The sequence below is a fragment of the Micromonospora sp. NBC_00821 genome (genome assembly GCF_036347035.1).
Classification (GTDB): domain Bacteria; phylum Actinomycetota; class Actinomycetes; order Mycobacteriales; family Micromonosporaceae; genus Micromonospora; species Micromonospora hortensis.
In genome coordinates, this window is sequence record NZ_CP108880.1 from 3,315,093 (window position 1) to 3,339,059 (window position 23,967).

The following is a 23,967-nucleotide window of genomic DNA, read 5'->3' on the forward strand; positions in this document are numbered from 1 at the left end:
TGAAAAGTAGCTCCAGTGGCCGCACGTACTCCGGAGAATATTGCCAAGACTCGCCCGCGCGCTAGAGGGCGCCCACCCCCAATGGGCAGCCGGAAAACCAGCCGGCGAAAAGATCAACGATCCGCTAACCTGGCCGCTGACTCGGGGGTGGAAGATGAAACTTGGTGAGGCGCTGACCGAACGCGCCGAGGCGGCACGACGGGTCGAGCAGCTGCGGACCCGGATCAACGGCAGCGCCCGGTACCAGGAGGGCGAGCTGCCTCCGGAGGACGCCACTGTGCTCATGGCCGAGCTGGACCAGGTCCTCGACAACCTGGAGACGCTGATCCGGCGCATCAACCGGACCAACGCCACGGTGTCGGTCGACGACCTCGGAACGCTCACCGACGCGTTGGCCCGGCGGGACGTCCTGCGACTGCGGCACGCGGCCATCACGGCGGCCGCCGACGCCGCCGCCGGTAGCGGCCGTGGTCACCCGGCCCGGCAGCTCCGCTCCGAGCTGAAGATGCTCGCCGCGTTGCCGGTCGCCGAGCTTCGGGAACGCGCCGACGGGCTCGCCGGGCAGCTCCGCGAGCTCGAGGTGCGGATCCAGCGCACCAACTGGGAGGCTGACCTGCTGGACTGAGTGACTCCAGCAGCGATGTGGAGCAGGTAGCCGTTGTGGAGGCGTGTACACACAGGTCCGGGCTGTAAACCCGGCACCCTTCTTGGCGCGCGGTGGGCAGCGCGGGGTTCGACTCCCCAAGCACAGTGCAGCCCAGCACCGAGGACAGGTAACACCGCAACACGCACACCTCATCACCACGTACAGATCCTCGACGGCGAGGGCGGGTTCGGGGCACTCCACATCCGCGCGGCCGCGTGCTGTTCGCTCACCAGCACTCCGGTCGTGAGGGGCGACCCCGCCTGGTCGGCGTTTCCGCGCGTCGGGTCGGGGGTAGGTCCGGGGCTGACCGTTCCGGCTGCCCCACTTAAGGAATGACCAGATGAGTGACAACGTCAGCGACGCGGTGGGCGACGCTCTCCGCTCGGTGATGCTCTTCCTGCCCAAGGCCGTCGCCTTCCTGGCGATCCTGGTGGCCGGATGGCTGATCGCCAAGGCCGTACTGAAGATCGTGGAGAAGGTCCTCGAACGGGTGGGTTTCGACCGCGCCGTCGAACGCGGCGGCATCCGCCGCGCGTTGAGCCGCTCCCGGTACGACGCCAGTGACATCGTCGCGAAGCTCGTCTACTACGCGGTGCTGCTGTTCACCCTTCAGCTCGCCTTCGGCATCTGGGGGCCGAACCCGATCTCCGACCTGCTCGGCGCGGTGATCGCGTGGCTGCCCCGCGCCTTCGTCGCGATCGTCATCGTCGTGGTCGCCGCAGCCATCGCCAACGCGGTCAAGGACATCATCAGCGGCGCGCTCGGTGGCCTGTCGTACGGCCGGGTGCTGGCCACCATCGCCTCGGTGTTCATCCTCGGTCTCGGTGTCATCGCGGCACTGAACCAGATCGGTGTGGCCACCGCGGTCACCACTCCGGTGCTGATCGCCGTGCTGGCCACGATCGGCGGCGTCCTCGTCGTCGGTGTCGGTGGCGGTCTGATCCGTCCGATGCAGAGCCGCTGGGAGTCGTGGCTGACCCGCGCCGAGCAGGAGTCGCAGCTGATCGCCGAGCACGCCCAGGCGTACCGCGCCGGTCGCCGCGACGCCGAGGCCGAGTTGGCCCGTCGGTCGGCCACCACCAGCGGCGCGGAGGCCACCCAGGTGGTGACCCGACCCGCCGACGCCGACGCCACCCAGGTGGTGACCCGGCCCACCGACCCGGAGGCCACCCAGGTCGTCCACTTCCCGGTCAGCTCCGATGCCACCCAGGCCGTCAATCGCGGTGCCCTCGACGACGTGACGCCGACGCCGGCCCGACCGTCCGCGACCGACGACACGACTCAGGTGGTCAGCGGCTCGGCCGACTCGGACGTCACGCAGGTGGTGGGCACCAACGTCGACCCCGACGCCACCCAGGTGGTCACGGGCGGCACCGATCACGCGGTGCCCGGGCAGCGCACCAGCGACGACAGTGAGACCACCACTGTCATCCCGCCGGTCGACCGGCGCTGACACCAGCGGTACGGCGGCGGGGCGGGATCGATCTGATCCCGCCCCGCCTCTCGTTGTCCGCCCCCGCCTCGCTCACCTGGCACGGTTCGCGCTGCTCGGCACGCCGAAAGCGCTGGCCGGGGCCGCGCGGGTTGTCTAGCATCGCGGGCATGACCTGGCGACATTGATCCAGCAGCGTCGGCCGATCCCGTGGGCCACCACGGGCACCGCACGTCCGGTGTCCGTCTCCACTCCCACGGGAAGGCCCCATGATCCTCATCGCTCCGCGCGTGCCCGAGCCGGCGGTCCGTCGGCTGACGGCGACCCTCTACGGGTACGCGTTCCTCAGTGACCTCGTCCTGCTCTACCCGCTGTACGTGGTGTTCTTCGCCGACACCGGGCTGTCGGTGGGGCAGATCGCGTCGCTCTTCGTCATCTGGTCCGCCGCCGGCATCCTGTTCGAGGTGCCCTCCGGCGCCTGGGCCGACGTGGTGTCCCGCCGGCTGCTGCTGTGCCTCGCCCCGCTGGTGGCCGCCGCCGGTTTCGCGCTCTGGGTGCTGCTGCCGTCGTACCCGGCGTTCGCTGTCGGTTTCCTGCTCTGGGGCGCTGGTGGCGCACTGGTCTCCGGTGCGTTGGAGGCGTTGGTCTGGACCGAGTTGGACCGGCTCGCCGCGGTCGGGCGGTACGCCCGGGTGCTCGGGCGGGCGCGGACAGCGGGTGTGCTGGGCGTGGTGGTCTCCGGAGTGCTCGCCGGCCCGGTGCTCGCCGTCGGCGGGTACCCGCTGGTCGGCGCGGCCAGCGTGCTCGCCTGCGTGCTCGCCACGATCGTCGCCACCCGCTTCCCGGAACACCGCGCGCCGGGCGCCGCAGCCGCCCCGGTCGCCGAGCCGGCGATGGCCGCCCGGCCGGTGGGCGCCGCACCACCGGGGCCGGACGAGCCGGACACCGCCCTGCCCGCGAGCCCGGACGACGATGGTGACCTGGGGTGGTGGGACACGCTGCGGGCCGGGGTGTCGCAGGTCCGCACCCGTCCGCCGGTACGGGCCGCCGTGCTGCTGGTGGCCGTGGTCGCCGCCGACTGGGGTGCCCTGGACGAGTACACCCCGCTGCTGGCCCTGGACACCGGCGTCGGGGCGCAGGCCGTACCCCTGCTGCTCCTGCTGCTCTGGGCCGGAGTGACAGTCGGCGGGCTGCTCGCCCCGGCGGGGGAGCGGATGGGCAGCCGAGGGTACGCCGCACTGCTGGGGCTGGTCGGCGTCGCGCTGGCCGGAGGCGCCCTGCTCCGGCACCCGGCGGGGTTCGTGCTGCTCGCGGTGGCCTTCGGCGCCGCGCAGTTGGCCACCGTGCTGGCCGACGCGCGGCTCCAGGCCCGGATCACCGGCACCAGCCGCGCCACCGTCACCTCCCTGGCCGGGATGGCCACCGACGTGCTGATCATCGTGACGTACGCCGGCTACGGTCTGCTCGCCACGACGGCCGGCAACGCGGTGGCGTTCGCGCTGACCGCCGGGGCGTACCTCGTGGTGGCGCTGGTGCTACTGACCCACCGCCGGCGCCGGACGGCCGTGCCCACCGGCGTGGCAGCGGCCGTGCCGGGCGGGGCGGACTGACCGCGGCCCGGCGGCGGTCCGAGGAGGCCGCCGCCGGGCCGCACTGTCAGCCGGCCAGGTGCAGGAACGACCACTGGTGGCCGTCGAGGTCGCGGAAGCCGCGCATGTACATCGGCCCGTTGGCCATCCCCGGCCCGAGCGACTCCCCGCCGGCGACCGCCGCCTGGTCGACGAGTTCGTCGACCTGCCGTCGGCTCGGCGCCGACAGCCCGACGATCACCTCCCGGCTGGTCGCCGTGTCCGGCGTGGCGACCCCGGTGTACGCCTCGAAGCCCGAACGGAGGTGCAGCACCAGCCGGGTGGTGTCGGAGATGGTGAGCACCATGCTGTCGCCGTCCGGCTCGGCCTGGTCGCTGGTGAAACCGATCGCCCGGTAGAACTCGGTAGCGGTGGTGAGGTCGCGCACCGGCAGGTTGATGAATGTCATGGTCATCGGTGGTCTCCATCCGTCTCGAGCAACACCTTCAGCACGGCGAGCCGGTCCCTCCAGTACGCCTTCAGCTCCGCGGCCTGCTCGGCTCCGGTCAGCTTCTCGTGCAGGACGCTGACCCGGGCCTTTGACTCGCCGACAGCGTCGATGCCGACGACGATCCTGGTGGGGCCCCCGGCCCAGTCGGCGCGGAAGCTGCGCGGCGCGGTGGCGGTGCGGACGCGTACCTCGACGTCGGGCAGCCAGCGGGCGCGTGCCGTCTCGTCGGCGAACGCCTCGAACAGTCGCAGTGCCGGCACGGCAACCGTCCGGCTCGCGCTGGCCTCGAAGCCACCGCCACGCCGTTGACCCGGCGCGCGCAGGCCGCGTGCCTGCTCGTACCCGACGGTGACGGTCTGTGCCCACCAGCCCGGCACCTCGTGTTCGGTGGCGAGGTGACGGGCGATCCGGGTGTGCGTCCACTCGGTGGCGGACGCGGCGTCGAGCACTGCGAACCACTCGTCCCAGCCACGGCCGGTCCGGGCGCGGATCAGGTCGTCGGCGATCCGCTCGGTCTGCGCGGCGGCAGCCGAGGCGGTCGGTTCGGTGGGTGCTGGAGGGGACGCGGCGGTGGACGCCGGCTCGACGGTCCGACTGATCAGGTGCCGGCGGGCGGTGGTGTAACTCTCGCCGGTCTTCTCCATCCGGGCACGGACCCGGGCCTTGAACGATCTCTGGGTGGTCATCACATGCTCCCGGTCAACGGCACGGTCACCGGGACTCACGCTCCCGCCGACCCCGCCGGAGTGGGGCATGTGGCACCACGTCCCGAGGGCTCACGGCCCCCTTTGCCTCCGCGTTGCCGACGGCGTGAGCGCCGGGAGGGAGGTGCGGCGCAGGACTACGCCGACGTCATCCTACGCCCGAACGGCCGTCAGGGTTGGTCACCGTCGAGGTAGACCCACCGGCCGTCCTCGCGGACGAACCGGCTGTGTTCGGTCAACGTGCCGGGCCGGCCCGCGTCCCGGTAGTGGGCGTGGAAGGTCACCGTGCCGGCGGCGTCGAGCAGGCCGCCCCGCTCGGTCTCCACGATCTCCAGTCGGGTCCACCGCTGCCCCGGGTCGAGCTCCAGGGAAGCGGGTCGGGTCGAGGAGTGCCAGCTGCGCAGCAGGTAACCGGTGTCGCCGAGGGCGAAGGCGCTGAACCGGGAGCGCATCAACGCCTCGGCCGTCGCGGGAGGTTCGCCGCCGTGCGCCGGCGCACAGCAGTCCGCGTACGCCCGGCCGGAACCGCACGGGCACACCCGCCCTGTCGTCGCGTTCGCCCGCCGACGTCCCGCACCCTTACCCACGTCGCCAATCCTGCCGCACCTGCTTCAGTCCAGTGGCACCGGCAGCGGCACCGGCCGCTTGGCCACCCGATCGTCGCCCGACGACTGGCCGCGCAGGTGCCGGACCACCCAGGGCAGCAGGTGTCGGCGGGTCCAGGCCAGCTCGGCGCCGAACACCTCACCGCGGCGCCGCCGTGGTGCCGGCGGCAACGGGCACGTCCAGGAGTCGTCGAACCCGGGTAGACCCGCCGTGTACGCCAGTGCGGCGGCGATCCGCTCATGCCCGGCGCTGTTGGCGTGCAGCCGGTCGTCGCTCCACAGCCGGGGATCGGAGGAGACCGGATGAGCGCCCAGGTCGAGGAGGGTGGCCCCGGTCCGCGCGGTGGCGGCCCGCAGCGCCTCGTTGAGCGCCAGCATGCGACCCCGCAACGGCCGGGCCAACGGCATCACGGGCGCCGGATCCGGCATCGTGAAGGTCAGCACGGTGGCCCCCTGCTCGACCAGTGCCTGCTGCATCGCCGCGACATCCCCAGCGACCTGGTCCGCGTCGAAGGAGGGGCGCAGCACGTCGTTCATGCCGGCGACCACCGTGGCCAGGTCGGGGGCCAGGTCGAGGGCGGGCTGGAGCTGCTCGGCGCGGATCAACGCGGTGGTCCGGCCACGGATGGCCAGGTTCGCGTATTCCAGACCGCCCTGGGCGCGGGCCACCGCCAGGGCGAACCGGTCGGCCCAGCCCCGGTAGCCGCCGACGCCGTCCGGGTCGTCGAGCCCTTCGGTGGTGCTGTCGCCGATCGCCACGTACCGCTGCCACATCACCCGCGCGAGGTTAGCCCTCCGTCAACTCAGGGGAACCGCCGGTCGGTCGAGAACGACAGTTGACGATCCTTCCTAGACTCGCGACATGACGCGAGCCCCTGCGGTGCCACTGGCCCCGAACGTCTGGCGTATCCCCACTGTGGGCCGCGCGGCCGTCAACTCGTACGCCTTCGTCGACGACGACGGCAGCGTCACGTTGGTCGACTGCGGGCTGGCCAAGGCACCGGCCCGGATCGTGCGCGGGCTCGCGGCGATGGGCAAGGTGCCGGCGGACGTCGTCCGTATCGTCCTCACCCACGCCCACCCCGATCACGCTGGCGGCGCTGCGGCACTGGCCCGCCGCACCGGGGCCCCGGTCGCGGCGCACGCCGCCGACGTGCCGTACGCGGAGGCGGGTCGCGCGCCGGTCAGCGACCCGACGGTGACCGGCGGCCGGCTGTTCGCCCGGCTCAACAGCGGCCGGTTTCCGGCGGTCGAGGTGGCCCAGCCGCTGGCCGACGGGGACCTGCTCGACGTCGGTGGTGGCCTGCGGGTGGTGCACACCCCCGGGCACTCGCCCGGGCACGTGTCGCTCCTGCACGAGCCGACCCGCCTGCTGATCACCGGGGACGCGTTGTTCAACGTGTTCGGCGTCCGGTGGCCGATGAAGTGGCTGTGCAGCGACTTCCAGATGACCCGGGAGACCGCGCACGTCCTCGGGGAGCTGGATTACGACCTCGCGGCCTTCACCCACGGCCCCGAGATGACCGACAAACCCCGCGACCGCATCCGCGCCTTCCTCTCCGCGTACCGTTGAGCAGCCCGTCGGCGGGGCCTCACAGCCAGCCGGAGCGCCGGAACAGCCGGTACAGGAACAGGGCCGCCGCCGCCATCAGGGTGAGGGCCCCGGCGTAGCCGTAGCGCCAGGCCAGCTCGGGCATGTGGTTGAAGTTCATGCCGTAGATGCCGGCGATGCCGGTCTGGGTGGCCGCGATGGCCGCCCAGGCGGCGATCTTGCGCATGTCGTTGTTCTGCTCGACGGCGAGCTGCGCCAGTCGCGACTGGACGATCGAGGTGAGCAGGTCGTCGTACGCGGCCACCCGATCCACCGCCCGGCTCAGCCGGCCGTCGACGTCGACGAACCAGCGGTGCAGGGCACGCGGCGGTCCGTCGGGTTCGAGCAGCGTACGCATCGGCGCCTGCAACGGCAGGACCGCCCGTTTGAACTCCACCACCTCGCGTTTGAGCTGGTAGATGTGCTGGATGTCGGCCCTGCGGTCGCGGGCGAACACGGCCTCCTCGACCCGCTCCAGGTCCCGTTCCACGTGCCCGGCCACCTCCAGGTAGGAGTCGACCATGCGGGCGCAGACCGCGTACGCCACCGCCCACGGACCGGCGGCCAGCAGCGAGGGGCGGCGCTCGATGTCGGCGCGGACGCTGCGCAGCGCACCGGCGGCGCCGTGCCGCACGGTGATGGCGAAGCGGTCACCGAGCAGCACCATGACGTCCCCGGTGTCGATCACCTCGGACGTGTCGGTCAGCTCGTCGTGCTCCACGTACCCGGCGGTGCGCAGGACCAGTAGCGTGACCGGCCCGTGGCGCTGCACTGTGGGCCGGTGCCCGTCGGCGAGCGCCTGTTCGACTGTCAGCTCGTCGAGGCCGAAGGTCTGGCCGACCGCGGCGAGCACCGCCGGGCCGGGATCGTGCAGTCCCAGCCACACGAAGGCGTCGCGGCCGTGCCGCGCCCGGGCGTACGCGTCGGCGTAGTGGGGCTGACCGGGTTCCCGGCGGCCGTTGACGTAGACGGCGCAGTCGACCACGGCGTCCGGGTTGGACCGGCGGGGGGTGGGGGAGTCGCCCTCGACCCGTCCGAGCAGTCGCCGGGCCAGGGCGCGTACGCCCCGACCGGTCCGGTCCCGTACCGGTCGCTGATCCACCGCGTGCCTCCCCGTCGCCGGCGCACCGTCCCGATCAGGGGATGGTGCCACCGCATTCTGCCGAGCGGGGTCCGGCTCCCGACAGCGGGGAGGCGGCGCGGGCTGCTCGGGCCAGCGGCTCGGTTCGGGCCTCTGGTCCGGATCGGGCGGGCGGCTCGGTTCAGGCGGTGCGGGTGGCGAAGACGACGACGTTGTCGACGTAGTTGCCGGTCGTCGCGTCGAACCGGCCGCCACAGGTGATCAGGCGCAGCCCGGCGGCGTCCGCCGGGCCGTAGACCAGGGTGGTGGGGAAGTGCTCCTTGGGGTACGCCCGGACGTCGTCGACCGTGAACGTGGCGACCCGTGCGTCTGCGCGGGTGACCTGCACCTGCTGCCCGGCGCGGAGCCGACCGAGGTCGAAGAAGACCGCCGGGCCGGACGGCGCGTCGACGTGTCCCACCAGGACGGCGTTGCCGGTCTCACCGGGGCTGACCCCGTGTCGATACCAGCCGGCGAGGGTGGGCCGGTCCAGTGGCGGCACCTCCAGCACCCCGGCGGCGTCGGCGCCGACGGGGACGATGTCGGCTCGTAGGTCGATGGCGGGGATCTGCACCCGGACCGGCGCGGCGGGTGGCAGCGGAGCGAGGTCCGGTGCGGGGTGGGTGCGGGTCGGCGCGTCGGCCGACGGTCGTGGTGGCCGCGCCGGGTCGGCGGTGAGGCCGACGGTGATCAGCCCGAGCCCGGTCACGCCGAGCAGGGCGACCACTGCCGGTAGGGTCCGCCGCCACCACACGTGTGCACCTCCGTACCGGATCGTCGGGGTGCCCGCACCGGTGTCACCGGCGCGGGCACCCGTCTCAGGGATGGAACGGTCGCCGATCAGGCGACAGTGGACACCGGACGACGCCGGCGGATCAGGATCACCGCGCCGGCGAGGGCGGTGCCGAGCAGCGTGCCGCCGGCGGCGAGAGCGCCGGTGTCACGGTTGTCGCCACCGGAGCCGGCCGGCGCGCCGCCGATCGGGGTGACGGCGAAGGTGGCGGTGCCGGCCGAGCTGCCGTCGCCGCAGGTCGCCGCCACCGTGTACGTGCCCAGGGTGAACCCGGCGGTGAAGAGCTCGGCGCTCAGCCCGCCGCCGGCGGCGGCCGTGGTGGATCGGACGTTCTGGTCGCGGTTGGGGCCGGTGACCCGGAAGAGGGCGTCACCCGACTTCGGGTTGCAGGTCGTCGCGGTGAGCACGACGGTCCCACCGACCGGGGTGGTGGCCGGTGACACGGTGGTGTCGGCCAGTGCGGCGCCTGGCAGCAGGAGCGTGCCGAGGCCCACGCCGAGCGCCGCCGAGCAGAGTGCTGTTGAGACCTTCATACGCGTCTTCCCTCACTTTTCGTCCGCTGACTGCGTGGGACGTCGTTCGGGTGGCCAACTCCGTGACTAGCACCGGTGTGCCCAACACTAGGTGGGTTGGGTCCTCGATCAGGTGAAAATGAGAAATCCTCGTTGCCGTCACGTGTCCACCCGAAGGCGGGGAGAGCTGCGGAAAGGCCCGGACGGCCCGACCGGCACCGGTGCTCCGATCGATGTCCATCCGGTCGGGCTGTCGTCGCTGTGTCGATGGCGAGGTATTGCCGCAGACGGCGGAAATGCACCGCCTGGCCGCCGCGATCGACCGTCCGGGCCGGTCCAAGATCCCCACAAGAACAGGGATGTAGGTGCCTCGCGCGGTCCGGGGGCCACTACATCCCGGAAGTTGTTCGGATCTTGGACCAGGGCCCGTCTCGGGTCAGCGGGTCTCGGTCGGGTCGGGCATCGGCTCGCCGGTCTCCAGCAGGGTCTTGAGGCTGGCCATCAGCTCCGGCCAGCCGCCGCTGCCGTCGAGCTGGCCGCTGATCGCCCGGTGCATCTCACTGTCGGGGGAGAAGTCGTCGTGGATGACGGTCAGCCGGACGGTCGACCCGCTGTGCGGCTCGATCTCGAAGGTCACCGTCGACCGGCGCTCACCGAGCCGGGCGGCCAGCTCCTCGGCGGTCCAGCCGAAGTGCTCGGCGTGCTCGGGTTGGAAGCCGTGCCAGCTGTAGGAGAGGCGACGGTACGGCTCGGCGACGAGCACCCGCTGGCCGAGGTCGCGCGGCTCGCCGTCCGGTGCGTCCTGCCACAGCACTGGTGACCCGACCTGCCAGTCCGAAACCAGAGCGACTCCACCCCAGTAGCGACGGGTGAACGCCGGATCGGTGAGCGCGGACCACAGTCGCTGTGCGGTGGTGGTGACGTAGGTGGTGTAGACGAAGGTCGGGCTCTCCATGGGTTGTCGCTCCAATGCGGTGGTCAGGTCGGCCAGGGTGGCAGCGCGCTCCCGGTCGTAGCGGCTGAGCCACCGGTCGGCGATGGCGTTGATCGGGGCGGCGTTGAGGTAGTGCAGCTTCTCTCGGCCGCGCCGCACGGTCGTGACGAGGTGGGCCGCCTCCAGCACCGAGAGGTGCTTGCTGACTGCCTGTCGGGTGCCGGCCAGCCCGTCGCACAGCTCCCGCAGGGTCTGGCCGTTGCGCTCGTTGAGCCGGTCCAGCAGTTGACGCCTGCTGGGGTCGGCCAGCGCCCGGAACGCGTCGTCCATCGACCCTCCCCGCAACAGGCAATCATTCGGTTGCCTGTCAAGTTATGCAACCAATGGGTTGCCTGTCAATCTGGCCGTCGGTGGCGGCAGGCGACCGGGTGCGATCGTGTGGCAGCGTGGTGCGGGTGACCGACTCCGCGCCGCTCGACGTCGACCTCGCGCTGCTCGGTGGCGGCGGCGCCGCGTCGTTGCTGCTCGCCGCACTGGACCGGCACGGTGTCCGGGATCTGCGGATCGCCATCGTCGACCCGGTGCGCCGACGCGGTCAGGACCGCACCTGGGCGTTCTGGGGCCACCCCGACAGCGACCTGGACCCGCTGCTCAGCGCGAGTTGGCAGCAGGTCGAGGTGGCGACGGCGGCGCGACGCCGCGTCCTGGACCTCACCCCGCTGCGGTACGCCATGCTCCGCTCCGGCCCGGTCTACGACCGGGCTGCCGACGCCGAACGTCGCCTCGACGCCACCCGGATCGTCGCGCCCGCCGAGACGGTGCGCGACGACGGTGACCGGGTGCTGGTAGGCACCGGCGACGGGCACGGCGTACGGGCCGGCTGGGTGCTCGACTCCCGTCCCCGCCCGCCGACGCGAGCGGGGCGTACCACCTGGTTGCAGCACTTCCGGGGGTGGTGGCTGGAGGCGGACCGGCCGGTGTTCGACCCGACGCGTGCGGTGCTGATGGACTTCCGTACCCCGCAGCCGCCCCGGGGCGTCTCCTTCGGGTATGTGCTGCCGGTGAGCGACCGCTACGCCCTTGTCGAGTACACCGAGTTCTCGCCCGACCTGCTGACCGACGCCGGGTACGACGCGGCGCTGGCCGGCTACCGGGATCTGCTCGGGCTGGATCCGACCGGGCTGCGGGTGCGTGAGGTGGAGAACGGGGTGATCCCGATGACCGACGCGCCGTTCCCGGCCCGGCCCACCCCCCGCGTGGTCCGGCTCGGCACGGCCGGTGGCGCGACCCGTCCCTCCACCGGCTTCACCTTCTCCGCCATGTACCGGCAGGCCGACCAGGTGGCCCGCGCCCTCGCCGCGGGTCGCGCGCCGGTGCCTGAGCCGGCGTACCCGCGCCGGCACCGCTGGATGGACGCGGTGGCGCTGCGGGCGCTGGACCGGGGCGGGGTGGGCGGTCCCGAGTTCTTCGACCGGCTCTTCGACCGCAACCCGGCCGAGCGGGTGCTGCGCTTCCTCGACGGCGGCACCACTGCGGCCGAGGAGGTCGCGATCATGAATTCGACCCGGCTGTTGCCGATGATCGCCGCGACCGCCGGTGACGCCGCACACCGCGTCCGCGACCGGCTACGCCCCACCCGGCCCGCGCCGGCCATCCCACCCGCTGTGGTGGGTTCGACGCCGACGGCTCGGCGCGCCGGCCCCCCGAGCGGGTAGGACGACGTCAGCGCCCGGTAGGTTGCCGGGCATGGTGGACGCGGCGGCCGGCAGGGGCGTGCAGATCTGGACCGACGGGGCGTGCAGCGGCAACCCCGGTCCGGGTGGTTGGGGTGCGCTGCTGCGCTACGGCGATCACGAGCGGGAGCTGTGCGGCGGCGAGGCCACGCCCACCACCAACAACCGGATGGAGCTGATGGCGGCCATCCAGGCGTTGGAGAGCCTGAACCGGCCGGTCACCGTGGAGCTGCACACCGACAGCACGTACGTGCGCAACGGGATCACCAGTTGGCTGGCGTCGTGGAAGCGCAACGGTTGGCGGACCGCCGCGAAGCAGCCGGTGAAGAACGCCGACCTGTGGCAGCGGCTGGAGGCGGCCTGCGAACGGCACGAGGTCACCTGGCTGTGGGTCAAGGGGCACAACGGCCACCCGGAGAACGAGCGGGCCGACGGGCTCGCCAACAAGGGCATGACCGAGGCCCGGGGCGCGCTGACCAGCCGCTGAGCCCCGGTCAGCGAGTGGAGTCGGGGTGCCCGGGCATGCTGGAACCTCCGCCGCTGCTGCCGGACGAACCACCGGCGACACCCGAGTTGTCGGGCTCGGTCACGATGTCCGGCCGGACGTCGGTGTCCGCCGGTGCGGGGACCTCGGTGTCCGCCTCGACCTGCACCAGTGGCGTCTGGCCGGCCTCGTCCTCGCTGTGCTGCGGGTCGCCCGGCTGCTCACCTTGACGATTTCGGTAGCCCACGCCGTGCCCCCCGTCGATGCCGGTCCGCGTCGGCGCTGGCTACCCGGCGTCGTCCCGGCCGAAACCTGACCCGCCGGCGGGGACCGCCGACTCGACCGTCTCGGCCTGCGGCGCAGCGGACGGCAGCCGCAGCGTCCGGCGGCGGCTGAGCGCGACGACCAGCGCCAGCGCGAGTGCGCCGACGACCACCAGGAACGCCCAGGTGTTACCGAGGTGGTCGTTGACCACGCCACTGGTCGCGGAGCCGGCGGCGATGCCGAGTTGCCCGGCCGTCTGCAACCATCCGTACGTCTCGGGTAGCCGGACCGCCGGGGTGGACCGGGCGAGGATCTCGTCGGTGACGGCGAGGAACGGTGCCAGCGCGAGACCGAAGACCGCCAGCGCGACGGCCATCTGCGGCACGCTGCGCGGCAGCAGCAGCGCCACCGAGGTGGCGGCCAGCGTGCCGAGCATCGTCAGGTACGCCGCCGCCGGGCTGCCGGGCCGCCCCCGGCTCGCCAGCAGCACGCCACCGGCCAGGCTGCCCACCGACCAGATGGTCACCAGCAGCCCGGCCTGGTCCGGGTGCCCGACGGTGGTGGCGAACGCGGGCACCAGCACCCACATCGCCCCGATGCCCATCATGTAGCCGACGTGGGTGCCGACGACGGTGCGGCGGGTGGCCTGGCCGGGCAGCGCGGATCCCTTCTCGCGAGGCTGCCGGTCGACCTCGCGCGGTGGCAGCACGGCGACCATGCCGAGCAGCCCGATGCTGCCGATCACCGCGAAGGCGAGCAGCGCGGCAGTGGGTCCGCTGATCAGCAGGCTCAGTGTCACCGCCAGGGGGCCGCCCACGTAGAGCACCTCCTGCCCGACGGCGTTGACCGCGTACGCGCGGGCCAGCGCGGCGGGGGCGACGAGCCGGGCGAGTTGGGCGCGTCCGCTGCCGACCGCCGGTGGCGTGCTGAGCCCGGCCGCGGTGGCCAGCGCCACGAACGCCACCGGTTCGGTGGTGGCGGCCAGGCCGAGCAGGGCGAGCAGGTGGGCGAGGCCGGTGGTGAGCAGCACCGGCCGGGCGCCGAGCCGGCCCAGGAGTCGGCCGACCAGCGGCGCGGTGACCGCCAGCCCGATCCCGCAGCCGGCGCTGGCCACGCCGGCGGTGGCGAAGCTGCCGGTGTTCTGGTGACCGAGCAGCACGACGAGCAGTTGCCGCAGCGCGACCGGGAGCTGCGCCACCGTCATCAACATGATGAGCAACATCGCCCGGCGAGGTACATTCACAAGTTATGAATTTACCTGAGGACGGCTCGCCGAACCTGCTCGGCGCACTCGCCCTGCACGTCGGTTCGCGGATGCGGTCGTCGGTCAGCGCGTCCGTCGGTGCCGGCGGCGCGCTCGCCGAGGCGCTCGTCGTCCTCAAGGACCAGCCGGGGGTGACCGCCGAGTGGTTGGGCCAGGTGCTGGGGCTGACCCAGCCCGGCGTCGCGCACCTGGTCCGGCGGCTTCGGGAACAGGGCTGGGTGGAGCGGCGTCCCGGCACCGACGCGCGCAGCCGCGCCCTGCACCTCACCACCGAGGGCACGGCGGCGGCCGCCCGGACCCTGCGCGCCCGACAGGAGGTGCTGACCGCGCTGCTCGCCCCGTTGACCGTCGAGCAGCGCGCCCAGCTCGCCGACATCGCCCGCGCCCTGCTGCACGACGAGGTGGCCGACGCCGGCAGCCTGGCCCACCTCTGCCGGCTCTGCGACCGCGCCCGCTGCCCACAGTGCCCGGTCCACGCCGGCTTCCAGGAGGTGACGGCAGCGTGCGGCGGTCGGGCCGTTCCTAGCGGCGACGACCCCGACGGGCGGGGGAGCGGGTCGGCTGACGGACCGGGGTGAGCGGCAGCGCCGTCCAGTGCGCCGGCCGGGTGAGCGTCTGCGGCAGCCCCGTGTGTGTGTCACCCCGGGCGGCGTCCAGCTGGGTCTGGTGCAGGAAGAGCGTGCGCCGCAGGTCCGCGCCCCGCAGGTCGGCCCCGCGCAGGTCGGCGCCGGTGACGTCGGCCAGTCCGAGGTCCACTCCGCGCAGGTCGACGCCGATGAGCAGCGCACCGCGCAGGTTGGCCCGGCGGAGGTCGACGCGGCGCAGGTCCACCCCGAGCAGGTGCGCACCCCGCCGGTCGGCGCCGCCGGGAGCGCGGGCCGCGTCGCTGGCCCGGGACAGCAGCGGGTTGACCCGGTTCCGGTGGTCGGCGACGTCCACCGCGCGAAGCCGCGCCGGGTCACCCTCGGTGAGCGTCAGCGTATCGGTGCGGGCGCGTTCCAGCTCGGCGCGCAGGTCGGCCGGCGGGCGCAGCGCCACCGCCTCGGTGAGGTACCAGAGCAGTTCGTGCAGCGGTCGCAGCACCGCGAACGCCTCCGCCATCGCCGGCAACGTCTCCGGCGCGTCCCGCCAGTCCCGCCCGCCGAAGGTCACCTGGGCGACCTGCTGCCCGGCGCCGAAGCAGTCGAACACCGTGCAGCCGGGAAAACCACGCTGTCGCAGCTCGGTGTGGATGCCGCAGCGGTGGTCGGAGCGCAGGTTGGGGCAGGGCGAGCCGGCCGGCTTGTCGATGGCGAAGTCCGCCGACGCGGCGAAGGCGGGCACCACGCAGCACAGCCCGAAGCAGCGTCCGCAGTCGGCGCGTAGCTGTGCCGCCCCGGACGGCGGTGCGGTGCGGTGCGACACGCCGACGGTCCTCCTGATGATCAGGCTGGACCACCATTGTTTCCTGTGCCGCGCCCACGGGTCGGTCGGGGGTCACCGTGCGTGCGTGTCACCGGCCGTCGCGGGGCGGGGCGCCGGCGTACGGGCATCGCCCGGTGGCGGCACCAGTCGGCGGACGTCCCGCTCGCCGTCGTCGTGCCCGTACTTCTGGTCGAAGTGCCGTTTCACCACGGCGACCGGCGTGCGGTCCCCGTCGGCGGGCTCGGCCAGCGCGAACACCCCGGGGGCCGCGCCCGGCGCGCGGGGCGGCAGCACGGCTCGCACGGTCAGCGGCCCGGTCACCCGGAACCCCCGGCAGTCGACGTAGTGCTGCCCGTCGACCGTCACGAACGGCACGCGTACCTCGACCACGTCCGACTCGTCGTGGCGCAGCGTGACCATGACCGACCAGTACCGCTCCAGGTCGAGGGTGGCCTGCTCGTGCTCCCACAGCTCCTCGAACCGGGCGTGCACGAACCCGCCCCACGGGCTGTCCATGTCCACCTCGAGCTGCGGCACGTTGAACGACAACTTCCCGATCGGGAAGAACGAGATCAGCGCCCGCCCGTCCCACTGGTAGAGCTGGATCGACGGGGACGCGTCGTAGAGCCGGACCTGGAGGCGGTGGCGCAGCCGCGCGTCGAGCGCGTCGGCGAACGCGGCCAAATGGCGCAGGTTGGTGCGGATCTGTCGGGGCACGTCCACCCGTTGCCGTTCCAGCTCCTCGGAGCGTTGCTGGGCGGCGGTGCAGTCGGGGTCGAGCAGGAGCAACTGCACCTGGGCGCCGTTGGCGAGCGCCGCTCGTACCGCGCTCAGGGTCTCTTCGCGGTGCCGTTGCTCGAGCAGGATCGTCCAGGTGTCGAGGATGCGCACCCGACGGCCGGAGCGGTGCAGCCGCGTTACGAACGCCTGCTGGTCGAAGCTGAGGTGCTCCTGCACCCGGGCCTTTCGGGCCTCCTCGAACAACGGGTCGAAGATGACGTACGAGATGGCCGCGAGGACCACGCTGGCCCCGAGGTTGAGCAGCAGGTCGCTGAGGAAGCCGGTGCTGCGCCACGCGGCCACCAGCATGACGACGGCGATCGCGAAGAGTGCCCCACCGACGACGAAGGCCCGTCGTTGCCGCCCGCCCCGACCAGCCCACCCGGGCATCCGGTCCCCTTCCGCCGTCGGTCGGCCCCACCGCCGCTTGCTGATCACCGGAGTTCGGAGGATACGTGCCCGCTTTGCTGGGCGCTGTCCCGTTCTCCGAGCGGCTGGTTCACCGCTCGGACCCGCTCCACCGCTCATAGGGTGACGGTAACGGAGTCGTGCGACCACGGAGGGTGGCGGGGTGGACGATAGCGAACGCGAGCAGGCGCTTCTCACCGTGCTGACCACCGAGCACTACGCGTTGCAGACGTCCCGCGCCGGCACCATCGCCGAGGCCACCGGCCGCGCCACCATCTTCCTGTCCGTCCTGTCGGCGGCACTGATCGGCCTCGGCTTCGTCGCCAGCAACGACAAGCTGGTGCGGCCGTACCTGGCCGCGGTGCTGCCGACGCTGGTCATCCTCGGGGTGCTGACGTTTCTGCGGCTGGTGGAGACCACCGTGGAGAACTCGTTGGACCTGCGGCGGATCCAACGCATCCGGGCCTACTACCAACACAAGCTCGCCGGCGAGCACGACTTCTTCGCCGACGCGGTGGTGGCCGACGACGCCATGAGCACGGCCTGGAACCTGGTCGGCACGCGACCGGGGCGGTGGGAGTTCCTGTTGACCACTGCCGCACTCGTGGGTGCGGTCAACGCGGTGCTGAGCGGGCTCGGCATCGCCCTGGTGGCCACGACCGTCGGGGCCGGGGGCGCGTTGACGGTAGTGGTCGGGGTGTTGGTAGCGGTGGTGGCGTTCGGTGTGCAGTTCGCGTACATCGTCCGGGCGTCGGCCGCACCGATGCGCTGACGGCGCTCGCCGGTGCCGCTCAGACCGTTCGCCAGTCGTCGTTCGTCAACGCCGCGGCCTGGGGACCCATCAGCAGCATGCCTCCGTCGACCGGCCACGAGGCGCCGGTGACGTAACTGGCGGCGGGGGAGGCGAGCAACGCGACAACGGCGGCCACCTCCCGGGCGTCGCCGGGCCGCCCCAGCGGCACGCCGGGCCGTTCGTGGGTGAACGGGTCGACATCCTCCTGACCGGTCATCGGCGTGGCGATCTCGCCCGGTGCGACGGCGTTGACGGTGATTCCGTCGGCGGCCAACTCCTGGGCCATCACGCGGGTCAGCAGCCCGAGCCCGCCCTTCGCGGCGCAGTACGCGGCGGAGCCGACCCGGGGCGCGTGCTCGTGGACGCTGGTGATGTTGATGATCCGCCCGCCGGCGCCGGTGGCCCGCATCCGTCGCGCGGCCCGCTGGGCGCACAGGAAGGGCGCGTCCAGGTCGACGGCGAGCACCTCGCGCCACTGCTCCCACCCGGTGTCCACGAACGGCGTCGAGGCCCCGGTGCCGGCGTTGTTGACAAGCACCCCGATGCCGCCCAGCCGGTCGGCCAACTCGTCCACCACCGCCGCCGCGTCCGGCAGCCGGGTCAGGTCCACCTCGGCGACCTCGCAACGCCGCCCTGTCGCGCGGACCTCGGTGGCCGTCCGCTCCGCGCCGTCGGGGTCGCCGTACCAGGTGATGCCGATCTCGAAGCCGGCACTGGCCAGCGCCACCGCGCAGGCCTTGCCGATGCCGGAGTCCGCGCCGGTGACGACGGCGATCCTCGGGTAGTTCTCGTATCGCTGAGGCATTCTGCCGCACTACCCCGGCGGGGCCGGTCCAACCGCCACGGGGGCCACGCTCGTCCGCCGGCGGCGTACGGTCGCCTGATGCGGATCACCCGGTTCACGCACGCCTGTGTCCGCGTCGAGCACGACGGCGGGGTGCTGGTCGTCGACCCGGGGACGTGGAGCGAGCCGCGAGCCCTGGTCGGTGCGGACGCCGTCCTGGTCACCCATGAGCACACCGACCACATTGACGTGTTGCGGCTCGCCGGTCTCGGTGTGCCCGTGTACGCGCCGGAGGGCGCCCGACTGCCGGATCTCGCCCCGCTGCCGGTGACCCGGGTCCGTGCGGGGCAGCGGTTCACGGCGGCCGGCATTCCGGTCAGCGCGCACGGTGGCCGGCACGCCGCGATCCACGGGGGGCAGCCCGACTGCCCGAACCTCGGCTACCTGATCGGCGGTGAGCTCTACCATCCGGGCGACGCCCTGCACGTGCCGGACGAGCCGGTGCGCACCCTGCTCGTCCCGGCCCAGGGGTCCTGGCTGCGCCTCGACGAGGCGATCCGGTTCGCCGGCGCCGTGGGCGCGGCGGCGGCGTACCCGATCCACGACGCGCAACTCAACGACCGTGGCCTGGCCAGTGTCGCGGGTTGGTTCGCCGAGACGATCCCCGGCTACCGTCACCTGCTGCCCGGCGACACCGCCTGACCCGTGTCGTCGTCCGCCGCCGGGGTGCGGAAACGGGGTGCGGCGGCGGTGAGCACCGCGGTGGCCGTCGGGGCGGACCACCCCTCGGCCAGCTCCGTCGCGAGGTCGGCGACCAGCCGGGTCACGGCCGGCCCGCCACCCGGGTGCAGCGCCTCGGCGACGATCAGCACCGACGACGTGCCCGCCCGCACTGCCGACCAGCCGCTCTGCCGGTTCGTCCACCGTCGGGCGTGTGCCCGACCGGCGGAGTCGACGAAGGTCACCTCGCCCGGCTCGGGATGCTCGGTGTCGCCCGCGAAACTCAGGTACGCCTCGTCGCCGTGTGCCGGCCGGACCACCAGGTCGCCGTCGACCCGGTCCAGGTCGAGCGCCGCGACCGGGATGGCGTACGCGGCCGAGATGGCGTTGCAGAGGTCGACGAGCGGGTGCACCCGGGGCAGCTCGCCGTCCAGCCGCAGCCGACGCAGCAGCGCCTCGGCCGCGCACCGGTACTTGGTAGGTCGCAGCCCCATCGCCGCGTACGCCCGCCGCCACGCCTGGATCTCCGGGAACCTGCTCTCGGCCCCACCGGCCAACCGCCGCCGGGCCTCGGCGAGATGAGCGGCAGTGCGTGCCGCCACGTCGGCGGTAGCGGTGATCCCGGCGACCTGCACCACACCGGCGACCAGGTCGGGGTACGCGTCGCGAAGCCGCGGAGAGTGTTCGAACCGCACTGTGGTCCTATCGTTCGGTGAGGGCGAGGGTCACGCCGAGCGCGACGAACGTGCCGGCGGCGGACCGGCGCAGCCAGTCGGTGACCCGGGGTCGGGTCAGCACCCGGTCGCGTACCCGGGCCGCGAAGATGCCGTAGCCGCTGAACACCACGAAGGTGAGCAGCATGAACACCGCACCGCAGCCGAGCATCGCCCGGGTCGAGCCCGGTGCCGTGGTGTCCACGAACTGCGGCAGGAACGCGACGAAGAACATCGTCGGCTTCGGGTTGAGCAGGTTGACGAGCACCCCGGAGACGATCACCCGGATCGCCGAGCGGGGTGGGGCGTCGGAGGCCACCGCGAACGCGTCGCGGTCCCGCGCCATGGACCAGGCCAGGTAGAGCAGGTAGCCGACGCCGAGGTACCGGACGGTCTCGAACGCCACCGCGCTGGTCTGCATCAGCGCGGCCAACCCGGTCATCGCGGCCAGCAGATGCGGCAACGTCCCCAGCGTGCAGGCGAACGCGGCCAGCACCCCGGCCCGCGCACCCCGCGACAGGCCGGCGGAGAGCGTGAAGATCACCCCGGTGCCGGGGGTGACCACCACGATCAGCGTGGTGATCAGGAACGGGATGGTCACGATCGTCCTCCGGCGGAGTTGGCAGGTCTGGCTCCTGTTCACTCTGCTGCCACAATGGTCCGATGGGCAGAGCCAAAGCGACTGCATCCGAGAGGTCCATATCGGCCGGGTCCGACTTCCTGCACCTGACCATCACCGACGCGACACCAGGCGGGCGCGCCGACTGGCTGACCGACCGGCTCCGGCACGCCATCGCCGAAGGACGGGTGCCGGTCGGTGACCGGCTGCCGCCGACCCGGGTGCTCGCCGCCGACCTCGGTGTCTCCCGGGGCGTGGTCACCGAGGCGTACCAGCGCCTGACCGAGGAGGGGCACATCGCCGGTCGGGGCCGGGCCGGCACTGTCGTCGTCGCCGCGCCGGCCGCGCCCACATCCACACCGGCCGCCGCGCCGGCACCGGTCACGACCTTCCCTCCGGCACCAGGCACCGACATCTTCGAGGCGCTACGCGCGGCGCACGCGACCATCGACCTGACGCCCGGCGTACCCGATCTGGCCGCCTTTCCTCGCGCGGACTGGCTACGCGCCGAACGGAGCGTGCTGCGCCGCCTCGCCGCGGCCGACCTTGGCTACGGCGACCCCTGTGGCACGCCCGTGCTGCGACAGGCCGTCGCCGCCTGGCTGGCCCGCAACCGCGGCATCAGCGTCGACCCCGCCGAGGTGATCATCGTGGCCGGCGTCTCCCAGGCGCTCGGGCTGCTCGCCCAGGCGCTCACCGCCGCCGGCGTCGACCGGATCGCCGTCGAGGACCCGGGCTCGCTCGGGGTGCGCCAGCACCTGAACAACTGGCGAATGGACACCCCACCGATCAGCGTCGACGACGCCGGGCTGCGGGTCGACGAGTTGACCGCCAGTGGCGCACCAGCCGTGATGCTCACCCCCGCCCACCAGTTCCCGACCGGCGTGGTGCTCGACGGGGACCGCCGCCGCCAACTCGTCGCCTGGGCGCGGGCCGGCGGTCTGATCATCGAGGACGACTACGACGCCGAGCACCGCTACGACCGTCCTCCGGTGCCGGCGCTGCGTGGTCTGCTGCCCGAGCAGGTCTGCTACGCCGGCAGCGTCTCCAAACTGCTCGCACCCGCCCTGCGGGTGGGCTGGCTGCTCGTGCCGGCGCGGCTGCGCGAGGCCGTGGTGGCCGCCAAGCGCAACGCCGACCTGGGCAACGCCGTGCTACCGCAACTGGTGCTGGCGGAGTTGATGACCTCCGGCGCCTTCGAGCGGCATCTGCGGCTGCTGCGTCGCCGCCACATCCGCCGGCGGGACGCCATGATTGCCGCGCTGGCCCGCGCGTTGCCACTGGCGACGGTGCACGGCGCCGCCGCCGGCCTGCACCTGATGATCACGCTGGACGACGCCGTGGTCGACACCGAGCTGGCGGCCGCGACGCTGGCGCGCGGGGTGAAGGTGCAACCGCTGTCCTGGCACTGCCAGCGTCCCTACCGGCCGGGCCTCGTGCTCGGCTACGCGGCCCGGACACCCACCGAGATCGCCGACGGCGTCGCCGCTGTCGCCGCCGCGCTCGGCCACCATTGACCATCGGCAGCGGCATGCTGGGGCTCAGCCCAGGAACAGTTGGACGAGGACCAGCACGGCGAGCAGCGCCGGCCCCCGTGACCCCTGACGCATCAGGTCGACCGGGATCATCCCGAACGGTGTGTTGACCGTCGCGCCGCCGTAGTCGATCGGCGGGCGGGTGCCGGCCCGGAATGCGGCGGCCACCACCCCCAGCGCCAGTGTCGGCGCCAGCCAGGCCGGCCCCGGGTCGACGGTCGGCAGGGTCAGCAACCACCACAGGCCCGCGCCGACAGCCGGCACCACCACGTGGATCCCGCGCAGCAGGTTGTCGCTGCCACCGAGCGCCCGGCGCAGCCCGGGCGAGCGGCTGACCGACCGCAGACCGCCGGTCAGCCGGTTGGCGGCGAGGTACGCGAACACCACCTGCGCGGCCCCGGCCAACCCGGGCAGGGCGAGCGCGGCAGCGTACTGAACCCCGATCAGCGCCGCCCAGATCAGCACGGCGCTCGGGTGGCGGCGCAACCGGCGTACGTCGGCCTGGAGCAGCGCCCACCAGCCGGGGCCGGGCCGGAACCGGCGGCTGCGAACCCGGCCGATCCGGCGCCAGCGGCGGCTCTCCACCAGGCCGGCGAGCAGGCTCGGGTCCAGCAGGATGGTGGCCGTGGCGGCGGCGTTGGCGAACTGCGCGCCGGTGGTCAGGGTGGCCCGGTCGACCCGGGGCAGTGCGCGTACCGCGAGGATCATGCCGAGGCCCGCGAGGGGCACCGCGGCGGCGAACAACGCGACGGTCGGCGTCGTCGTCGGCCGGGACAGCCCGTCGCCGAGGCGACCGACGAGCACCACCAAGGCGGTGATCGCGGCCGCCGCCACCATCGGCACCGCCCCGACCACCGTCGGCCAACGTCGCCCCGACCGGCTGCTCTGCGCGACGACGCTGAGCGCCAGCGCGGCCGCGCCCCACCCGCCGCCGGCCGCCGCCGCCCAACCCAGGGCGGACGGTTCGCTGACCCCACCGAGCGCCGCCACTGCCACTCCGAGCGCCGCGGTGCCGGCCGCCGCGCCCAGCAGCAACAGGACGAAACGCGGCGCCAGCCAGGCCCGCCGGTCGATGGGCGCGCTGGTCGCCCAACTCTGCGTCGCCGGGGTCACCAGCAGCGGGCCGAGTGCGCGCAGACCACGCCAGGCGAGCCCCGCGCCGGCCAGCAGCGCGGCGACCGCCAGCCACCACCGCACGCCCGGCTCGGCCTGCCCCACGGTGGGGGAGTCCAGCAGGTCGCGGCTTGCGCTGATCGCGAACCAGCCGTACATCCCCACGAACAGGACCATGACGTACGCGTCGCCGAGCACGTCACCGAGGGAATGGTCGTGGTGCCGGCTGCGGGCCTTGCGCAGGTGCGTCCGCACCTGCCGGGCGGTCGGCACCCCTACCGGCGCGTCGGCGATCGTGGCCGGCGCGGCGGTCACTTGCCGATCTCGATGCGCTCGTCGACCACCGCGTCGATCAGCTCCGGGTCGTGCGAGGCCAACAGCACGGCAGTGCCCGCCGCGCGTTCCCGCAGGAGTCGGTCGGCGAGCCACTGTCGGCCGCGGACGTCCAGCCGCTGCTCGGGCTCGTCCAGGATCAGCACCCGGCGGGGCCGGACGAAACAGGACGCCAACGCCAGCCGGCGGCGCTGCCCGCTGGACAGTGTCACCGGCAGTTGGTCGCGGGCCGGCTCCAGACCCAGCTCGGCGAGGACCTCCTCGACCGGTTCGGCGTCACCCCCGTGGGCGTACGCGACCAACTCCAGGTGCTCGACGACCGACAGGTCGGGGAAGAAGTCGATGTCGTCCAGGGCGGCCGCCACCAGCGCCCGCACCTGAGGATCGGTCTCATCGGCCCGGCGGCCCTGCACCAGCACCTCGCCCGCGTCCGGCCGGTCAGCGCCGACGACACAGCGCAGCAGAGTCGTCTTGCCGCTGCCATTCGGGCCCAGCACCACCGCGATCCGGCCCGCCGGGAGCGTGAAGCTCACCTCGTCGAGCACGACCAGGTTGCCGAAGTTGCGACTGAGTCCCCGTACCGAGAGCGCGTCCACGATCACAC

27 protein-coding genes are annotated in these 23,967 nt (G+C 73.1%); 10 read left to right on the forward strand and 17 right to left on the reverse strand.

Annotation, left to right across the window (positions count from 1 at the left end; all coding sequences use genetic code 11):
• Positions 1 to 154 precede the first annotated feature (154 nt).
• The 3 genes from OHB44_RS15050 (at position 155) to OHB44_RS15060 (ending at position 3,688) form a co-directional block, all read left to right on the forward strand.
• On the forward strand, positions 155 to 625 hold the full coding sequence (locus tag OHB44_RS15050; RefSeq protein ID WP_238682731.1) for a DIP1984 family protein: 471 nt from the start codon (positions 155 to 157) through the stop codon (positions 623 to 625).
• A 361-nt stretch (positions 626 to 986) separates the two neighbouring features.
• On the forward strand, positions 987 to 2,099 hold the full coding sequence (locus tag OHB44_RS15055; RefSeq protein ID WP_330441046.1) for a mechanosensitive ion channel family protein: 1,113 nt from the start codon (positions 987 to 989) through the stop codon (positions 2,097 to 2,099).
• A 248-nt stretch (positions 2,100 to 2,347) separates the two neighbouring features.
• On the forward strand, positions 2,348 to 3,688 hold the full coding sequence (locus OHB44_RS15060; RefSeq protein WP_330441047.1) for an MFS transporter: 1,341 nt from the start codon (positions 2,348 to 2,350) through the stop codon (positions 3,686 to 3,688).
• Positions 3,689 to 3,734: 46 nt separating this feature from the next.
• Here OHB44_RS15060 and OHB44_RS15065 read toward each other — a convergent pair whose 3' ends face one another.
• From OHB44_RS15065 to OHB44_RS15080, 4 genes are all read right to left on the reverse strand, one after another.
• Positions 3,735 to 4,121, reverse strand: coding sequence for a VOC family protein (locus OHB44_RS15065; RefSeq protein WP_238682734.1), 387 nt, complete (start codon positions 4,119 to 4,121; stop codon positions 3,735 to 3,737).
• Positions 4,118 to 4,843 (reverse strand): hypothetical protein, encoded by a 726-nt coding sequence (locus OHB44_RS15070; RefSeq protein ID WP_330441048.1) that lies wholly within the window; start codon positions 4,841 to 4,843, stop codon positions 4,118 to 4,120. Before OHB44_RS15070 ends, OHB44_RS15065 begins: the two co-directional genes overlap by 4 nt.
• A 188-nt stretch (positions 4,844 to 5,031) precedes the next feature.
• Positions 5,032 to 5,448 carry a YchJ family protein gene (locus OHB44_RS15075; RefSeq protein WP_238682736.1) on the reverse strand — a complete coding sequence of 139 codons (417 nt, stop codon included), beginning with the start codon at positions 5,446 to 5,448 and terminating at the stop codon, positions 5,032 to 5,034.
• A 24-nt stretch (positions 5,449 to 5,472) separates the two neighbouring features.
• Positions 5,473 to 6,240: an SGNH/GDSL hydrolase family protein gene (locus OHB44_RS15080; protein WP_238682805.1), complete on the reverse strand. Its 768-nt coding sequence runs from the start codon at positions 6,238 to 6,240 to the stop codon at positions 5,473 to 5,475.
• 88 nt (positions 6,241 to 6,328) lie between these two features.
• Here OHB44_RS15080 and OHB44_RS15085 point away from each other — a divergent pair, with 88 nt between their 5' ends.
• Entirely contained in the window at positions 6,329 to 7,039 is a 711-nt protein-coding gene (locus OHB44_RS15085) for an MBL fold metallo-hydrolase (protein ID WP_330441049.1), read from the forward strand.
• Positions 7,040 to 7,058: 19 nt separating this feature from the next.
• Here OHB44_RS15085 and OHB44_RS15090 read toward each other — a convergent pair whose 3' ends face one another.
• From OHB44_RS15090 to OHB44_RS15105, 4 genes are all read right to left on the reverse strand, one after another.
• Positions 7,059 to 8,159: a magnesium and cobalt transport protein CorA gene (locus OHB44_RS15090; protein ID WP_330441050.1), complete on the reverse strand. Its 1,101-nt coding sequence runs from the start codon at positions 8,157 to 8,159 to the stop codon at positions 7,059 to 7,061.
• 160 nt (positions 8,160 to 8,319) lie between these two features.
• Complete coding sequence (locus OHB44_RS15095; protein ID WP_266302740.1) at positions 8,320 to 8,931, reverse strand: class F sortase; 612 nt, start codon at positions 8,929 to 8,931, stop codon at positions 8,320 to 8,322.
• An 86-nt stretch (positions 8,932 to 9,017) separates the two neighbouring features.
• Positions 9,018 to 9,503 (reverse strand): hypothetical protein, encoded by a 486-nt coding sequence (locus OHB44_RS15100; RefSeq protein ID WP_091406610.1) that lies wholly within the window; start codon positions 9,501 to 9,503, stop codon positions 9,018 to 9,020.
• 415 nt (positions 9,504 to 9,918) lie between these two features.
• Complete coding sequence (locus OHB44_RS15105; RefSeq protein ID WP_330441051.1) at positions 9,919 to 10,746, reverse strand: ArsR/SmtB family transcription factor; 828 nt, start codon at positions 10,744 to 10,746, stop codon at positions 9,919 to 9,921.
• 125 nt (positions 10,747 to 10,871) lie between these two features.
• Between OHB44_RS15105 and OHB44_RS15110 the strand changes: the two genes are divergently transcribed.
• Positions 10,872 to 12,131 (forward strand): lycopene cyclase family protein, encoded by a 1,260-nt coding sequence (locus tag OHB44_RS15110; protein WP_330441052.1) that lies wholly within the window; start codon positions 10,872 to 10,874, stop codon positions 12,129 to 12,131.
• A 31-nt stretch (positions 12,132 to 12,162) separates the two neighbouring features.
• On the forward strand, positions 12,163 to 12,636 hold the full coding sequence (gene rnhA / locus OHB44_RS15115; RefSeq protein ID WP_091406604.1) for a ribonuclease HI: 474 nt from the start codon (positions 12,163 to 12,165) through the stop codon (positions 12,634 to 12,636).
• Positions 12,637 to 12,643: 7 nt separating this feature from the next.
• Here the strand turns inward: rnhA and OHB44_RS15120 are convergent, their stop codons facing one another.
• Positions 12,644 to 12,880: a preprotein translocase YidC gene (locus OHB44_RS15120; RefSeq protein ID WP_238682742.1), complete on the reverse strand. Its 237-nt coding sequence runs from the start codon at positions 12,878 to 12,880 to the stop codon at positions 12,644 to 12,646.
• Between the two features lie 39 nt (positions 12,881 to 12,919).
• Positions 12,920 to 14,140, reverse strand: a complete 1,221-nt coding sequence (locus OHB44_RS15125) for an MFS transporter (RefSeq protein ID WP_330441053.1) — start codon at positions 14,138 to 14,140, stop codon at positions 12,920 to 12,922.
• A gap of 5 nt (positions 14,141 to 14,145) precedes the next feature.
• On the opposite strand from OHB44_RS15125, the gene OHB44_RS15130 reads away from it, so the two are divergent.
• Entirely contained in the window at positions 14,146 to 14,739 is a 594-nt protein-coding gene (locus tag OHB44_RS15130) for a MarR family winged helix-turn-helix transcriptional regulator (protein WP_238682744.1), read from the forward strand.
• On the opposite strand, the gene OHB44_RS15135 is transcribed toward OHB44_RS15130, so the two are convergent.
• Both OHB44_RS15135 and OHB44_RS15140 read right to left on the reverse strand, forming a co-directional pair.
• Positions 14,684 to 15,565, reverse strand: coding sequence for a pentapeptide repeat-containing protein (locus tag OHB44_RS15135; protein WP_330441054.1), 882 nt, complete (start codon positions 15,563 to 15,565; stop codon positions 14,684 to 14,686). The genes OHB44_RS15130 and OHB44_RS15135 overlap by 56 nt on opposite strands.
• A 72-nt stretch (positions 15,566 to 15,637) precedes the next feature.
• Positions 15,638 to 16,735 (reverse strand): DUF5919 domain-containing protein, encoded by a 1,098-nt coding sequence (locus OHB44_RS15140; protein ID WP_238682746.1) that lies wholly within the window; start codon positions 16,733 to 16,735, stop codon positions 15,638 to 15,640.
• A 181-nt stretch (positions 16,736 to 16,916) separates the two neighbouring features.
• Between OHB44_RS15140 and OHB44_RS15145 the strand changes: the two genes are divergently transcribed.
• The gene (locus OHB44_RS15145; RefSeq protein ID WP_330441055.1) at positions 16,917 to 17,525 is read left to right on the forward strand and encodes a hypothetical protein; all 609 of its coding nucleotides are present in this window, start codon (positions 16,917 to 16,919) and stop codon (positions 17,523 to 17,525) included.
• 19 nt (positions 17,526 to 17,544) lie between these two features.
• On the opposite strand, the gene OHB44_RS15150 is transcribed toward OHB44_RS15145, so the two are convergent.
• Positions 17,545 to 18,351 carry an SDR family oxidoreductase gene (locus tag OHB44_RS15150; RefSeq protein ID WP_330441056.1) on the reverse strand — a complete coding sequence of 269 codons (807 nt, stop codon included), beginning with the start codon at positions 18,349 to 18,351 and terminating at the stop codon, positions 17,545 to 17,547.
• 78 nt (positions 18,352 to 18,429) lie between these two features.
• On the opposite strand from OHB44_RS15150, the gene OHB44_RS15155 reads away from it, so the two are divergent.
• Positions 18,430 to 19,032, forward strand: coding sequence for an MBL fold metallo-hydrolase (locus tag OHB44_RS15155; RefSeq protein WP_238682749.1), 603 nt, complete (start codon positions 18,430 to 18,432; stop codon positions 19,030 to 19,032).
• Here the strand turns inward: OHB44_RS15155 and OHB44_RS15160 are convergent.
• Together OHB44_RS15160 and OHB44_RS15165 are read right to left on the reverse strand one after the other, a co-directional pair.
• The gene (locus tag OHB44_RS15160; RefSeq protein ID WP_238682750.1) at positions 19,005 to 19,745 is read right to left on the reverse strand and encodes a B3/B4 domain-containing protein; all 741 of its coding nucleotides are present in this window, start codon (positions 19,743 to 19,745) and stop codon (positions 19,005 to 19,007) included. The two genes, OHB44_RS15155 and OHB44_RS15160, sit on opposite strands and share 28 nt — an antisense overlap.
• 7 nt (positions 19,746 to 19,752) lie before the next feature.
• A complete protein-coding gene (locus tag OHB44_RS15165; RefSeq protein WP_238682751.1) occupies positions 19,753 to 20,364 on the reverse strand; it encodes a LysE family translocator in 612 nt (203 codons plus the stop codon).
• 62 nt (positions 20,365 to 20,426) lie between these two features.
• Here OHB44_RS15165 and pdxR point away from each other — a divergent pair, with 62 nt between their 5' ends.
• Positions 20,427 to 21,899: a MocR-like pyridoxine biosynthesis transcription factor PdxR gene (gene pdxR / locus OHB44_RS15170; protein ID WP_330441057.1), complete on the forward strand. Its 1,473-nt coding sequence runs from the start codon at positions 20,427 to 20,429 to the stop codon at positions 21,897 to 21,899.
• 24 nt (positions 21,900 to 21,923) lie between these two features.
• On the opposite strand, the gene OHB44_RS15175 is transcribed toward pdxR, so the two are convergent.
• Both OHB44_RS15175 and OHB44_RS15180 read right to left on the reverse strand, forming a co-directional pair.
• Entirely contained in the window at positions 21,924 to 23,345 is a 1,422-nt protein-coding gene (locus OHB44_RS15175; RefSeq protein WP_330441058.1) for a DUF6297 family protein, read from the reverse strand.
• Positions 23,342 to 23,965 carry an ABC transporter ATP-binding protein gene (locus tag OHB44_RS15180; RefSeq protein ID WP_112602474.1) on the reverse strand — a complete coding sequence of 208 codons (624 nt, stop codon included), beginning with the start codon at positions 23,963 to 23,965 and terminating at the stop codon, positions 23,342 to 23,344. Before OHB44_RS15180 ends, OHB44_RS15175 begins: the two co-directional genes overlap by 4 nt.
• Positions 23,966 to 23,967: the final 2 nt, after the last annotated feature.